The 14,204-nt window shown below is 53.7% G+C and carries 14 protein-coding genes; all 14 read left to right on the top strand.

What is annotated here, in order from left to right; genetic code table 11:
* Positions 1 to 5 precede the first annotated feature (5 nt).
* The 14 genes from tilS to lysS all read left to right on the top strand — a co-directional run bounded on the left by tilS (position 6) and on the right by lysS (position 13,954).
* Positions 6 to 1,229: a tRNA lysidine(34) synthetase TilS gene (tilS, locus tag RT52_RS10380; RefSeq protein ID WP_034817160.1), complete on the top strand. Its 1,224-nt coding sequence runs from the start codon at positions 6 to 8 to the stop codon at positions 1,227 to 1,229.
* Between the two features lie 35 nt (positions 1,230 to 1,264).
* A complete protein-coding gene (gene hpt / locus RT52_RS10375; protein ID WP_034817159.1) occupies positions 1,265 to 1,810 on the top strand; it encodes a hypoxanthine phosphoribosyltransferase in 546 nt (181 codons plus the stop codon).
* A gap of 105 nt (positions 1,811 to 1,915) precedes the next feature.
* Positions 1,916 to 3,937: an ATP-dependent zinc metalloprotease FtsH gene (ftsH, locus tag RT52_RS10370; RefSeq protein WP_034817157.1), complete on the top strand. Its 2,022-nt coding sequence runs from the start codon at positions 1,916 to 1,918 to the stop codon at positions 3,935 to 3,937.
* Between the two features lie 94 nt (positions 3,938 to 4,031).
* Entirely contained in the window at positions 4,032 to 4,796 is a 765-nt protein-coding gene (locus RT52_RS10365) for a type III pantothenate kinase (protein WP_034803743.1), read from the top strand.
* A gap of 20 nt (positions 4,797 to 4,816) precedes the next feature.
* Positions 4,817 to 5,743 carry an Hsp33 family molecular chaperone HslO gene (hslO, locus tag RT52_RS10360; protein WP_051690337.1) on the top strand — a complete coding sequence of 309 codons (927 nt, stop codon included), beginning with the start codon at positions 4,817 to 4,819 and terminating at the stop codon, positions 5,741 to 5,743.
* Between the two features lie 86 nt (positions 5,744 to 5,829).
* Entirely contained in the window at positions 5,830 to 6,783 is a 954-nt protein-coding gene (cysK, locus tag RT52_RS10355) for a cysteine synthase A (protein WP_034803744.1), read from the top strand.
* A 125-nt stretch (positions 6,784 to 6,908) separates the two neighbouring features.
* Complete coding sequence (locus tag RT52_RS10350; RefSeq protein WP_051690339.1) at positions 6,909 to 8,258, top strand: anthranilate synthase component I family protein; 1,350 nt, start codon at positions 6,909 to 6,911, stop codon at positions 8,256 to 8,258.
* Positions 8,255 to 8,839: an aminodeoxychorismate/anthranilate synthase component II gene (pabA, locus tag RT52_RS10345; protein WP_034803748.1), complete on the top strand. Its 585-nt coding sequence runs from the start codon at positions 8,255 to 8,257 to the stop codon at positions 8,837 to 8,839. The genes RT52_RS10350 and pabA overlap by 4 nt, the downstream gene beginning before the upstream one ends.
* Entirely contained in the window at positions 8,823 to 9,656 is an 834-nt protein-coding gene (locus RT52_RS10340) for an aminotransferase class IV (RefSeq protein WP_034817155.1), read from the top strand. The genes pabA and RT52_RS10340 overlap by 17 nt, the downstream gene beginning before the upstream one ends.
* Positions 9,653 to 10,438: a dihydropteroate synthase gene (gene folP / locus RT52_RS10335; RefSeq protein WP_034817153.1), complete on the top strand. Its 786-nt coding sequence runs from the start codon at positions 9,653 to 9,655 to the stop codon at positions 10,436 to 10,438. Before RT52_RS10340 ends, folP begins: the two co-directional genes overlap by 4 nt.
* A complete protein-coding gene (folB, locus tag RT52_RS10330) occupies positions 10,431 to 10,796 on the top strand; it encodes a dihydroneopterin aldolase (RefSeq protein ID WP_034817152.1) in 366 nt (121 codons plus the stop codon). Before folP ends, folB begins: the two co-directional genes overlap by 8 nt.
* Positions 10,793 to 11,296: a 2-amino-4-hydroxy-6-hydroxymethyldihydropteridine diphosphokinase gene (folK, locus tag RT52_RS10325; protein WP_034817150.1), complete on the top strand. Its 504-nt coding sequence runs from the start codon at positions 10,793 to 10,795 to the stop codon at positions 11,294 to 11,296. Before folB ends, folK begins: the two co-directional genes overlap by 4 nt.
* 23 nt (positions 11,297 to 11,319) lie before the next feature.
* Positions 11,320 to 12,315: a tRNA dihydrouridine synthase DusB gene (dusB, locus tag RT52_RS10320; RefSeq protein ID WP_034803760.1), complete on the top strand. Its 996-nt coding sequence runs from the start codon at positions 11,320 to 11,322 to the stop codon at positions 12,313 to 12,315.
* Between the two features lie 148 nt (positions 12,316 to 12,463).
* Positions 12,464 to 13,954 carry a lysine--tRNA ligase gene (gene lysS / locus RT52_RS10315; RefSeq protein WP_034803763.1) on the top strand — a complete coding sequence of 497 codons (1,491 nt, stop codon included), beginning with the start codon at positions 12,464 to 12,466 and terminating at the stop codon, positions 13,952 to 13,954.
* Positions 13,955 to 14,204 lie beyond the last annotated feature (250 nt).

Below are 14,204 nucleotides of genomic sequence, written 5' to 3'. Positions count from 1 at the left end.
TAGACATGCCGAACGTCTTGCTTGCCGTTTCGGGCGGCGTCGATTCGATCGTCTTGCTTCATCAGATGGTTGCAAAAGGCATCGCCGTGGGCGTCGCTCACGTCCATCACGGGCAGCGCCGTGCATCCGATGAAGAATATCGATTCGTGGAACGACTCGCGTGCGCGTACGGCGTCCCGTTTCACGGCACGCGATTGGAACTTGAAGCCGCCTCGCAATCCGCTTTTCGGGAAGCGCGCTACGCCTTTTTCGAGACGGTCATGCGTGAACATGGCTATCGGGAGTTGATGACGGCCCATCACGCCGACGATGTCGTCGAGACGGTGCTCATTCAGTTACACCGTAACGTCATCGAAGTGACGGGCATCCCGGAACGTCGCCCGTTCGGTAGCGGAACACTCGTCCGACCGTTGTTAGACGAGACGAAACAACGGCTCATCGAGTATGCGGAGCACCACAACTTGGAATGGCGGGAAGATGCCACGAACGCGAAGACCGATTATTTACGCAATGAAATGCGTCATCTGATCATTCCGGAGCTACAAGCTGAATGGCCGACGCTTGTGCAAGACGTATGCACAGCGGCGCGTCTGAACCGTGAAATTTGGCAGCGACGGTATGTGGCCATGGCCGACTGGATGGCGCGTCACGTCCGGTTTGAAATGAAAGCGTTTCATGTGAAACTTGCGACGCTTGCGACCTTGTCGGAAGAAGAGCGGCATGTGCTCGGCCGGCTTTTATCGCAGCGTTTTGGGGTACAGGTAGCGGAAGGCATGACGCGACTCATGCGAAGTAAGCGAGGGACGGGTGTTTACGATGTGGGCGGGGATTTTCGTTTAGAGAAGCGTGACGGTAGCCTCGCTCTGACGGAACGGGGGCGACTGTCAATCCCGTCGCCGCAACGAGTCGAGACGCTCCCGGAACGCGTGACGTTTGGTGAACACGTCGTTTCGCTCGAGGTGACGGATGGTGGTCGCGGTTTCCCGCTCGATGCACTCGAGTGGCCCTTATACGTTCGCGCCCCGCGCCCGGGTGACCGAATCAGCCTCTCGGTCGGGACGAAGAAAGTCGCCCGCGTTTTAATAGATGCAAAAGTCCCGCGGGAAAAACGGGCGCTCATCCCGTTATTAGTTGACGCAAGCGATCGGATTATCGCTATAGTAGGAATAAGAGTTTCCGATTTTCCGGAGAAGTCGGATGCGAGATGCCCACAATTAATGGTAAAATGATGATTGTGTCGGATTAGAAAGAGGAGGATTTTAAGATGTCATTAAAGAACGATATGGAAAAGGTGCTCATTTCGAGCGAAGAAATTCAAGTAAAAGTGAAAGAACTCGCGACAACGCTCAGCGAAGAATATAAAGAAGAGTTCCCGCTTCTCGTCTGTGTACTGAAAGGCGCGATGCCGTTCATGTCGGACCTCGTCAAAGAGATGGACATTCATCTTGAGATGGACTTCATGGACGTATCGACGTACCACGGCGGGACGTCATCGACAGGTGAAGTGAAAATTGAGAAAGATTTAAATACGTCTGTAGAAGGTCGTGACATCTTGATTGTAGAAGATATCATTGATAGCGGGCTCACGCTCGCCTATCTCGTCGACCTCCTTAAGTATCGTAAAGCCAAGTCGGTGAAGATCGTCACGTTACTCGACAAGCCGACAGGCCGTAAAAACGGATTGTCCGCAGATTATAGCGGTTTCGTTATCCCGCACGAATTCGTTGTCGGCTACGGTCTCGACTATGAAGAGAAATATCGCAACCTCCCTTACGTCGGTGTGCTCAAGCCGAGCGTTTACGGGGGCTAACGTTTTTCTTTTGAAAATGTGACGTGGTAAGATAAAAGAAATACCCAAAGTATACACATATACTGAATGGGCGAGAACATCGTTTCTCGGAATAGGAGGCAGAGAATGAATCGTGCAGTGAAAAACACCTTAGTTTTCGGTGTGATTTTCCTAGCCTTGATCTTGTTCCTTCAATATTTACAAAACCCGAGTAGCCAGAGTGAGACGCTCACGTACTCGGAGTTCTTGGAATATGTGGAAGAAGGTCGGATTGAAACGGCGACCGTGCAAGAAATTCCGGGTGCCATCTCGATTACAGGTGATTTAACAGGAGATGACGACCAGCGTTTTGAAACGAACATCCCGGCCAACGAGGCCGAATATGCCGAAGTGCTCTCGTCACTTCGTGCGAATACGAACATTAGTGTCGAAGAAGCGGAGTCGAGCGGGAACTGGTTCAGTATCGTATTTGCGATCTTACCGTTCATCATCATCTTCATCTTGTTCTTCTTCTTGCTCAACCAAGCCCAAGGTGGCGGCGGTGGCGGTCGTGTGATGAACTTCGGGAAATCGAAGGCGAAACTATACGACCAAGAGAAGCGCCGTGTGACGTTCAAGGACGTTGCCGGAGCGGACGAAGAGAAGCAAGAACTGATTGAAGTCGTTGAGTTCTTGAAAGACCCGCGCAAGTTCTCGAAACTAGGCGCACGGATTCCAAAAGGTGTCCTTCTTGTCGGTCCTCCAGGGACAGGTAAGACACTCCTCGCTCGTGCAGCGGCGGGTGAAGCCGGCGTACCGTTCTTCTCGATTTCAGGTTCTGATTTCGTCGAGATGTTCGTCGGGGTCGGGGCATCACGTGTCCGTGACTTGTTCGAGAACGCGAAGAAGAACGCACCGTGTATCATCTTCATCGATGAGATCGATGCGGTCGGACGCCAACGTGGTGCCGGTCTCGGTGGCGGCCACGATGAGCGTGAGCAGACGCTTAACCAACTCCTTGTTGAAATGGATGGATTCAGTGATAACGAAGGCATCATCATGATTGCCGCGACGAACCGTCCGGACATTCTTGACCCGGCCCTTCTCCGTCCGGGACGTTTTGACCGTCAAATCACGGTCGACCGCCCTGACGTGAAAGGCCGTGAAGAAGTCTTAAAAGTCCATGCACGCAACAAGCCGCTCGATTCGACGGTCGACTTGAAGTCGATCGCGCAGCGGACACCTGGTTTCTCAGGTGCGGACTTGGAGAACTTGCTCAACGAGGCGGCGCTCGTCGCAGCCCGCTCGAACCGTGCGGCTGTTTCGATTGTCGACGTGGAAGAGGCGATTGACCGTGTCATCGCTGGCCCTTCGAAGAAGAGTCGCGTCATCTCGGAGAAAGAACGAAACATCGTGGCCTACCATGAGGCGGGTCATACGATTATCGGGATTGAACTTGAGAACGCCGATGAAGTGCATAAAGTGACGATTGTCCCACGCGGAAACGCGGGCGGATACGTCGTCATGCTTCCAAAAGAAGATCGCTACTTCATGACGAAACCTGAGCTTGAGGATAAGATTGTCGGACTCCTCGGCGGTCGCGTCGCCGAAGACATCATCTTCGGTGAAGTGTCGACGGGCGCGAGCAATGACTTCCAACGTGCGACTGGGATTGCGCGGAAGATGGTCATGGATTACGGGATGAGCGACAAGCTTGGGCCGCTCCAGCTCGGCTCAAATCATGGTGGCCAAGTGTTCTTGGGCCGTGACTTCCAAACAGAACAGAACTACTCGGATGCCATCGCACAAGAAATCGATCTTGAGATTCGCGAAATCATCAATCGCTGCTACGCGAAAGCGAAGCAAGTGTTGACCGATCGTCGCGACGATCTTGAACTCGTTGCGAAAACGCTGCTTGAAGTCGAGACGCTCGACTCGAAGCAGATTCGTCACTTGATTGAAACACGCGAATATCTCCCGCACGAGCCGGCAGAGCCGACGAATGCAACGGATGATTCAGACGAGGCGAAAAAAGATGAGGCGGCCGTCAAGCACGGACAAGTCATCGACCAGCCGGAGTCGGTTCAAGAAGTGAAGCCGGACGTCGTCCCGGAAGGCGATAAGCCTGAGGCGACACCGACAGAACGCCCGAACAACGATTCACGGTAAGTGTTAGAGACGAATGCCCTTCATGAGGCATTCGTCTTTTTTCGTGTTATAATTCGAGCGAACTGTAATTGACAACAAAGTGAGGAACGCTATCATGATTTTAGTGATTGATGTTGGGAATACAAATATTGTTCTTGGGATGTATGACGGTGAGACGCTCGTCCACCATTGGCGCATCTCGACGGACCGCACAAAAACGACCGATGAGTATGGAATGCTCATCAAGTCACTGTTTGATCATTCGAACGTCTCGTTCGACCAAGTTGATGGCGTGATTCTCTCGTCCGTCGTCCCGCCGGTCATCTTTCCACTCGAACAGATGTCGCAACGCTACTTCAACGTCCGCCCGATCGTCGTCGGTCCCGGTGTGAAGACAGGCCTCGACATCCACGTCGACAATCCACGAGAAGTCGGTGCTGACCGCATCGTCAATGCGGTCGCCGGGATTGCCAAATACGACGGACCGCTCATTATCGTTGATTTTGGGACGGCGACGACGTACTGTTACATCGATGCGAACCGACGCTATCACGGCGGCATCATCTCGCCGGGCATCATGATTTCGGTCGAGGCGCTCTATCAACGTGCGGCGAAGTTGCCGCGCATCGAACTCGCGACCCCGCCGACCGTCGTTGGAAAAAACACGATTCAAGCAATGCAGTCCGGGACGTACTACGGGTACGTCGCACAAGTCGATGGCATCGTCAGCCGTATCAAGCGCGAAGTCGGGGAAGCGACCGTCATCGCCACGGGCGGACTGGCCCGCTTGATTAGCGAACACGCGGAGACGATCGATGCCGTTGATTCGTTCTTGACGCTCGACGGGCTTCGCCTCATCTATGAACGCAACCAGAAATGACCATAAAGGAGTTACACGATATGATTCAACCAGAACAACAAGCATTACTTGACCAAATGAAAGCCGATTACCTCGTCCGTGCCCTCGGGTTCAACGGGGAAGTCCGCGCCTTCGCCGTCCGCACGACGAAGACGATTTTTGAGACGCAGCTCCGCCATCAGACGACACCGGTCGCCTCGGCGGCGCTCGGTCGGACGATGACGATTGGGACGATGATCGGAGCGATGCAAAAAGGCGCCGCCCGCGTCACGCTCAAAGTCGAAGGCGACGGACCGATTGGTAAAATCATCGTCGATGCCGACACGGCCGGAGATGTGCGTGGATACGTGTCGCATCCGCGCGTCGAAGGCGGCACGTTCGTCAACGACCACGGCCTGACGAAACTGAAAGTCGGCGAAGTTGTTGGCCGTGGGACGATCTCGGTCATCAAAGACCTCGGTTTGAAAGACTATGTCGGCGGCTCGTCTGAGATTCAAACGGGTGAAATCAGTGAAGATTTCACGTACTACTTCGCAACGTCAGAGCAAGTGCCGTCAATCGTCGGCGCGGGCGTCCTCGTCCTCCCGGAAGATGAATCGATTCTCGCGGCAGGTGGGATTATCATTCAATTGATGCCAGACGCGTCAGAAGAGACGATTCAGGCGCTCGAGCAGGCGCTCAAGACGTTCCCGCCGGTATCGGTGTTAATCGGAGAAGAAAAGACACCGGAAGAGATGCTCGAGATGCTTCTTGGCGACAGTCTAGAACTACTTGACCAAAAACCGGTCCAATTTAACTGCACGTGTAGCCGTGACCGCATGGAAAGTGCGATTATCGGGCTCGGCGCCGAAGAGATTCGTCAAATGATTGAAGAAGACGGCGGCGCGGAAGCGGTTTGTCACTTCTGTGGTGAAAAGTATCACTTCTCGGCGGAACAGCTCGAGGCGATGAAACAACAAGCGCGTTAAGCGGCTTCGTTCCAAATTGCATATTTTCAATTCGATAGGGTATGATTACATTATCGGAATAGTCGGAATTATGAGGAGGAAGTAACATGCGTATCGTAGATTCAGTGACAGACTTGATTGGGAAGACACCGATTGTGAAGTTGAACGGGCTGACAGGTCCGGAAGATGCAACGGTTTATATGAAGTTAGAGTACATGAATCCGGGCTCGAGTGTAAAAGACCGGATTGCACTTGCCATGATCGAGGCAGCTGAAAAAGAAGGCATCTTGAAGCCGGGCGATACCATCATCGAACCGACAAGTGGCAACACGGGGATCGGACTCGCGATGGTCAGCGCAGCGAAAGGCTATAAAGCGATTCTCGTCATGCCGGAGACGATGAGCATGGAGCGTCGCAACTTGCTTCGCGGTTACGGGGCGGAGCTCATCTTGACGCCAGGTCCTGAAGGAATGGGCGGCGCGATTCGTCGCGCGACCGAAGAAGCGGAAGCGAACGGCTACTTCCTGCCTCAACAATTCAACAATGCGGCCAACCCAAACGTCCACGAGATGACGACGGGACCTGAGATTGTCGACGCGTTCGAGGCCTCAGGATTGGACGTCGATGCGTTCATCGCTGGTGTTGGAACGGGTGGCACGATTACAGGTGCCGGTAAAGTGTTGAAGGCGAAATATCCGGACGTGAAAATCTTGGCAGTTGAACCTGTTGATTCGCCGGTCCTTTCAGGCGGAAAGCCGGGGCCGCATAAAATCCAAGGCATCGGCGCAGGGTTCGTCCCATCGATTCTCGATACGGAGATTTATGAAGGTGTCCTGCAAATCACGACGGACCAAGCGTTCGAATACGCTCGACTCGCGGCACGGACGAACGGGGTCCTCGGTGGCATCTCGTCAGGCGCGGCCATCGCAGCAGCGGTCGATACGGCGAAACAACTCGGCAAAGGCAAAAACGTGCTTGCGATCATCCCATCAAACGGAGAACGCTACTTGAGCACGCCGCTCTACCAATTCGACGAAGAATCGGACAGTGTCCGTTCATAATGTATGAGGCAGTTCCTAGAAGACAACTTCTTTCGGGAACTGCCTTTTCTTGTGTACAATTAGAGGCATGAACTAGAGGAACGGGGGAATCGGATGTGCGGACGACAGCGTTCAAAACAATCCATATGACAAAACAGAAGATGTACGACACATACTTAACGTTGACGGAAGGGAAGTCCCACCATGCGTGGCTCGAGAGCGGCCGGGCCGGTCGGTACACGATGGCGGGCGTCGAGCCGTTCGGGACGCTTCACGTGAAAGATCACATCGGGACGTTGAAGACGGAAGCAGGGCTTGAAACGTTAAACGGTCGCCCGCTCGACATCGTCGAAGCGGTCCGTTCGCGTTATGCGGTCGAACGTCCGGACGGGGCACCCCCGTTCTTTGGCGGCATGATCGGCTATGTGAGCTATGACGTCGCGCGGACGCTCGAGCGGTTGCCACGTGAAGCGGCCGATGACTTGGCGACGCCGGACGTTTCGTTCTTGTTGTTCGATGAAGTGGCCGTCTTCGATGAAGACGAGTCGCTCTTGTACGTCATGGTCACGGCAGAAGGAAACGTCGAGGCAAAGCTCGATCGGTTCGCGGCACTTTGGCAGACGGAGACACATTACGCTTTCGCACCCGTCGCCGATCGTGACGTGGAGCGGGCGCGATCCCTATCGCAAGCACAGTTCGTCGCGGCGGTGCAGACGATTCAAGCATATATCGTGGAAGGCGACGTGTTCCAAGTCAACTTGAGCGTCAGACAATCCGAGCCGCTCCTCGCCGACCCGCGCCACGTCTATGACACGCTTCGTGAGATGAACCCGTCACCGTATATGGGTTACTTCAAAGACGATTTTTTGACGATGGTATCGGCGTCGCCCGAGCTGTTAATTGAGAAGCACGGTTCTGCCATCTCGACACGCCCGATCGCCGGGACGCGGCCGCGGGGACGTGACGAGGCGGAAGACATGGAACTGGCCCGAACGCTGTTAGATAACGAGAAAGAGCGGGCCGAACATGTCATGCTCGTCGATTTGGAACGAAACGATCTTGGGAAAGTGGCGGCGTACGGCACCGTCCACGTCGACGAGTTGATGGTCATCGAAAAGTACTCGCACGTCCAACATATCGTCTCAAACGTCCGCGGTCTGATTCGGGACGATGTTTCCGGTGCTGAAGCGCTCGGGGCGATGTTCCCGGGCGGAACGATTACAGGGGCGCCGAAAATTCGGACGATGGAGATTATCGAGGAACTCGAACCGGTTCGGCGCGGCATTTATACCGGCTCGTACGGTTGGCTCAGTTGGGCCGACGACCTCGTCTTCAACATTACGATTCGGACGATGGTCGTCAAAGACGGGGTGGCACACGTTCAAGCCGGCGCGGGCATCGTCATCGACTCGGACCCGGTCGCCGAATATGAAGAATCGTTGTCAAAGGCGAAAGCGCTCTGGGCGGCGAAAGCGAAAGCGGAGGAGACAACATGATTTTACTCATCGACAACTATGATTCATTCACATATAACTTGGTGCAATATTTCGGTGAGCTCGGCGAACAACTCGTCGTCCGCCGGAACGACGACATCACGCTCGAGGAAATCGAGGCGCTGGCTCCGAGCTATCTCGTCATCTCGCCGGGACCATGTACCCCGAATGAGGCCGGCATCAGTGTGGAGGCGATTCGTACGTTTGCCGGGAAAGTTCCGATTCTTGGCGTCTGCCTCGGTCATCAAGCGATCGCGCAAGCGTTCGGTGGCGAAGTCGTCCATGCCGAGCGGCTCATGCACGGGAAGACGTCGAACATTCGGCATGACGGCAAGACGCTCTTTCAAGACGTCCCCCAAGATACGGTCGTCACGCGATATCATTCGCTCGCCGTTGACCGTGCGTCGCTCCCGGACTGTCTCGACGTGACGGCCGAGACGCGGGAAGGTGAGATTATGGCGCTCCGCCACAAGACGTTGCCGATTGAAGGGGTGCAATATCATCCGGAGGCGATTTTGACGGAGCATGGCAAAGAGATGATTCGAAACTTTATCGAGGTGTATCGTCATGTGGCTATGGCATAACGGCGAGTTACGTGGAAGCGATGAAGTGTGCATCCCCGTGTCCGATCACGGTTTCCTGTACGGAATGGGGTTGTTTGAAACGTTTCGGACGTTTGACGGGAAGCCGTTCTTGTTCGATGCGCATTGGGAGAGACTCACTGACAGTTTGGACGCGCTGTGGATCGACTTGCCTTATCGAAAGCGAGACATCGAACAAGCGATTCAAGACGTCGTTCGACAAAACGATGCCCCAAACCTTTACATTCGCCTCAACGTATCAGCCGGTGTCGCACCACTCGGGCTTCACGACGGACGGTATGGGCGGCCGAACGTGACGCTCCTCGTCAAGCCGCTCGCCGAAGCGTTCGCACCGGTTGAAAAGCGACTCGAGGCGTTGCCGTTTCCGCGAAGCCGGCCTGAAGCCGCGTTTCGTTTGAAGTCGCATCATTATATGAACAATATTCTCGGGAAACGTGCCTTGATTGACCGTGAGGCCGAAGGGTTGTTTGCGGATGAGAGTGGAAGCGTCGTAGAAGGGCTCGTCTCGAACGTATTTTGGACGGAACGGGACGGTCGTCTCTTTACGACACCGCTCTCATCGGGCGCGCTCGCCGGTGTGACCCGAAAATGGGTGATGGAGACGTTTGACGTATCGGAGCGGGCTGTCACGTTTGAAGAGTTGGCCGAGGCCGAAGAGATTTGGCTGACGAACTCGATTCAACAAATTGCGCCGGTGACCGATTTTTCTGGCCGTCGTTTCCCTGGTAAAGAAGGAGCGCGCTTCACGGAGGTGTGGCAACGTGTATTGAAGACGATTGAAAAGGAGAGTGCGACATGACGAACGTGATGGGGATTTTGAATGTGACACCGGATTCATTCTCGGATGGTGGCCGCTATACGGTGCTTGACGATGCGATTGCGCATGCGAGGCAACTCGTCGAGGATGGGGCCGATGCGATTGATGTCGGCGGCGAGTCGACACGGCCAGGGGCGCAGTTCGTATCAGCTGAAGAAGAGATTGAACGGGTCGTCCCGGTCATTCGCCGATTAAAAGCAGAGCTCGACGTGTTGGTTTCGATTGACACGTACAAGCCGGAAGTCGCGCGAGCGGCCGTCGAAGCCGGGGCGGATATCATCAACGATGTCTGGGGATCGAAATGGGGCGATCGCTCGATGGTGCAGGTGGCCAACGCGTATGGCGTCCCAATTATTTTGATGCACAACCGGGACAATCGGAATTACGGACATTTCATCGAAGAAGTCGTCGGCGACATTCAAGAATCGATTGAGCTCGCGCACGAGGCAGGTTTGTCGGACGAGTTGATTTGGCTCGACCCGGGCATCGGTTTCGCGAAAGACTATGCACAGAACCTTGAACTGATGAACCGGCTTGATGTCATCACGAACCTCGGGTACCCGGTTCTGCTCGGGACGTCCCGGAAGTCGTTTATCGGACAGGCGCTCGACTTACCGACCGAGGAACGTCTAGAAGGGACGATTGCGACGACGTGTCTCGGCATTATGAAAGGTTGCGCTTGGGTAAGGGTGCATGACGTGCGCGCGAATAAGCGGGCGGCGCAGATGATGGATGTGATGTTAGGAGGCGGACAGCATGGATAAGATGTTTGTGACCGGGATGCGCTTTTACGGGTATCACGGTGTGTTTGAAGAAGAAAATCGACTCGGGCAGCGATTTAATATCGATTTGATGTGTGAACTCGACCTGGCACCGGCCGGATTGTCGGATGATTTAGATGACGGGGTCAGCTACGCCGGTTTGTATCAAGTGACAGAAGCGATCGTCACGGGCGAACCGGTCAACCTGCTCGAGACGCTCGGCGAACGAATCACGCAAGCCGTGCTCGCCCACAGCGATAAGATTCAAAGCGTGACCGTCAAAGTGATCAAACCGGACCCGCCGATTCCGGGACACTACGACTCGGTCGCCATCGAGATGACGCGGAGTCGAAACGGATGATGTATATCGCACTCGGTTCAAACATCGGTGAGCGGGCCCGTTACTTACACGAGGCGATTGAAGCGATGGAGGCGGAAGGGCTTCGTGTCACGAGTCGGTCGTCCGTCTATGAGACGGCACCGGTCGGATATACGGACCAGCCTTCGTTCTATAATATGGTCGTTGCAGTCGTCACGGCACGTTCGGCCGAAGGCGTCCTCGACCGGTTACAACACATCGAGCGACAGCTTGGGCGGGAACGTCTCTTTAAGAACGGCCCCCGTACAATCGACCTTGACATCTTGGTTTATAACGGCGAAGATATACAATCGAAGCACTTGTCTGTACCGCATCCGCGGATGCATGAACGCGCTTTTGTCCTCGCCCCGCTCGCGGAAATCGCTCCGACGCTCGTGGTGAGAGGCCAGACGGTTCACGACCTGCTCCTCGCGCTACCGGAAGCGGAACGGCGCGATGTAGTCCGGCTTGAATCGTTACAGTCGCTCGTTGAATCGGTTTAACGTCTATAAAAGGAAGTGGAGCTATGTCAGGTTTTAAGATTGGAAACGTGGACATTAAGAATCGGGCCGTGCTCGCCCCGATGGCCGGCGTCACGAATCCGGCATTTCGTCTCATCGCGAAAGAGTTCGGTGCCGGGCTCGTCTGTGCCGAGATGGTGAGCGATAAAGGGATTTTGTTAGAGAACGCGCGGACGCTACGGATGCTGTACGTCGATGAGCGAGAAAAACCGCTCAGTCTTCAAATCTTTGGCGGGTCGAAAGAGACGCTCGTACAGGCGGCGAGGTACGTCGACCAAAATACGAATGCGGACATTATCGACATCAACATGGGTTGCCCGGTCCCAAAAGTGACGAAGTGTGAGGCGGGGGCGAAGTGGTTGCTCGACCCGGAGAAAGTGTATGAGATGGTGAATGCCGTCTCGAACGCGGTCGAAAAGCCGGTCACCGTCAAAATGCGTCTCGGTTGGGATGAGGATCATATTTATATTCTTGATAATGTACGTGCTGCCCAGTCAGGTGGTGCCTCGGCGATTGCGATTCATGGCCGGACCCGTTCCCAACAATATGAAGGAACGGCGAACTGGGAATGGATTGGCGAGGCGAAAAAGATTGCGACCGTCCCGATTATCGGGAATGGCGATATCTCGACACCGCAAGAAGCGAAACACGCGATTGACCATTACGGCGTTGATGCCGTCATGATTGGCCGTGCCGCTTTAGGGAACCCGTGGATGCTTTACCAGACGGTTCAATATTTGGAGACGGGCGAGCTTCCGCCAGAACCGGCAGCGCGGGAGAAGATTGATATTTGTATGCTTCACCTTGATCGTTTGATTGCCATCAAAGGTGAGTTGACGGCGGTTCGTGAGATGCGTCAGCACGCGGCTTGGTACTTAAAAGGATTGAAAGGGAGCGGCCCGGTTCGCAAGCAAATCAATGAGGCTGAATCACGTGATACGTTCGGGATCATTTTGTACCATTTCGTCGAGCAACTCGAACGACAGATGCAAGAAGTGTGAACTAGTGTAAAAAAGTGATTTATGGTAAGCTTGTTTGGCGAAAAAGCGCTACGCAATGAGCGAACGGCTCAGGCTGTGCTGTTGGCCATCGGGTCGACAGTTTTTTATTAGAGAGAAACCCAATACGTATAGAGGAGTGAATGGAGTAGTGAGTCACGAGTTGGAAATGAACGACCAAATGCAGGTGCGTTTTGAAAAGATGACGGAAATGCGCGAACGCGGCTTAGACCCGTTCGGTCAGCGGTTCGAACGCTCGGCCCATGCCGGTGAATTGCACGAACAATATGAGGCGATTGAGAAAGAAGCGCTCGCTGAACAAGCTGTCGACGTGACGCTTGCTGGCCGAATCATGACGAAGCGTGGGAAAGGGAAAGTCTTCTTTGCCCACATCCAAGACGTCACTGGCCAGATTCAAATTTATGTTCGCAAGAATGATGTCGGTGACGAGGCGTTCGATTTGTTTAAATCGTCTGACCTTGGTGACATCGTCGGTGTGAAAGGGAAATTGTTCAAAACGAACGTGGGAGAATTGTCGATTCACGTTGAAGCGTTTGAACTGTTGACGAAAGCGTTGCGACCGCTTCCGGATAAATACCACGGACTTAAAGATGTCGAACAACGTTATCGCCAACGTTATCTCGACTTAATCACAAACAATGATTCACGTCAGACGTTTATTTTGCGTAGCCGAATCATCTCGGAAATCCGTACTTTCTTAAATCAACGCGGTTACCTTGAAGTGGAAACGCCGATGCTTCATACGATTGCCGGTGGTGCAGCGGCCCGTCCGTTCTTGACGCATCACAATGCACTCGATATGGAACTATATATGCGAATTGCGATTGAGCTCCACTTGAAGCGCCTCATCGTCGGTGGACTTGAGCGCGTCTATGAAATCGGACGCGTCTTCCGTAACGAAGGAATCTCGACACGTCACAACCCAGAGTTCACGATGATTGAGCTATATGAAGCATATGCGGATTATAACGACATCATGGATTTGACGGAAGAATTGGTTGCGCACGTCGCGAAAGAAGTGCTAGGCACGACAGATGTCCAGTACGGTGAAGATACGATTCATCTCGGAATCGGTTGGAAACGTGCCCACATGGTCGACTTGGTGAAAGAGGAGACAGGTGTCGACTTCTGGCAACAGATGTCGGATGAAGAAGCACGCGCACTTGCGAAAGAGCACGGTGTCGAAGTTCAAGATCATATGACGTTCGGTCATATCGTCAATGAATTCTTTGAACAAAAAGTAGAAGAGACGTTGCTTCAACCGACTTTCGTCACTGGCCATCCGGTCGAAGTGTCACCACTTGCGAAAAAGAATGATCAAGACCCACGCTTCACGGACCGCTTTGAGTTGTTCATCGTCCGTCGTGAACACGCGAACGCGTTCACGGAGTTGAACGACCCGATCGATCAACGTGAGCGTTTCGAAGCACAGTTGCTTGAGAAAGAAGCGGGGAATGATGAAGCACACGAACTCGATAACGATTTCCTAGAGGCGCTCGAATATGGCATGCCACCGACTGGCGGTCTCGGAATCGGAATTGACCGTCTTGTCATGTTGCTCACAGATGCACCATCAATTCGTGACGTCTTACTCTTCCCAACAATGCGTCACCAGCAATAAATGCCGACTTCACGTGGCTTTGCCCCCGTCCCAGCTTGACTGGCCGGGGGTGTTTTTATCCGTTTTAAAATTATTTTTAAAAAGTTTTTGAAAAACACTTGCCTTTCAGTTCGACATACGGTAAATTAATAAACGTTGCCGCTGATGGCAGCGGAAAGAAATAAAAAAGTGGTTGACAACTGTGTCGATGACTTGTATTATTTTAAGAGTCGCCAATGAGCGACAGACGAACTTTGAAAACTGAACGATG

The organism is Exiguobacterium alkaliphilum 12/1 (assembly GCF_000714435.1).
GTDB lineage: Bacteria > Bacillota > Bacilli > Exiguobacteriales > Exiguobacteriaceae > Exiguobacterium > Exiguobacterium alkaliphilum.
Note: the sequence above shows the minus strand (reverse complement) of the source record. Positions and strands in the feature narration are given on the sequence as shown.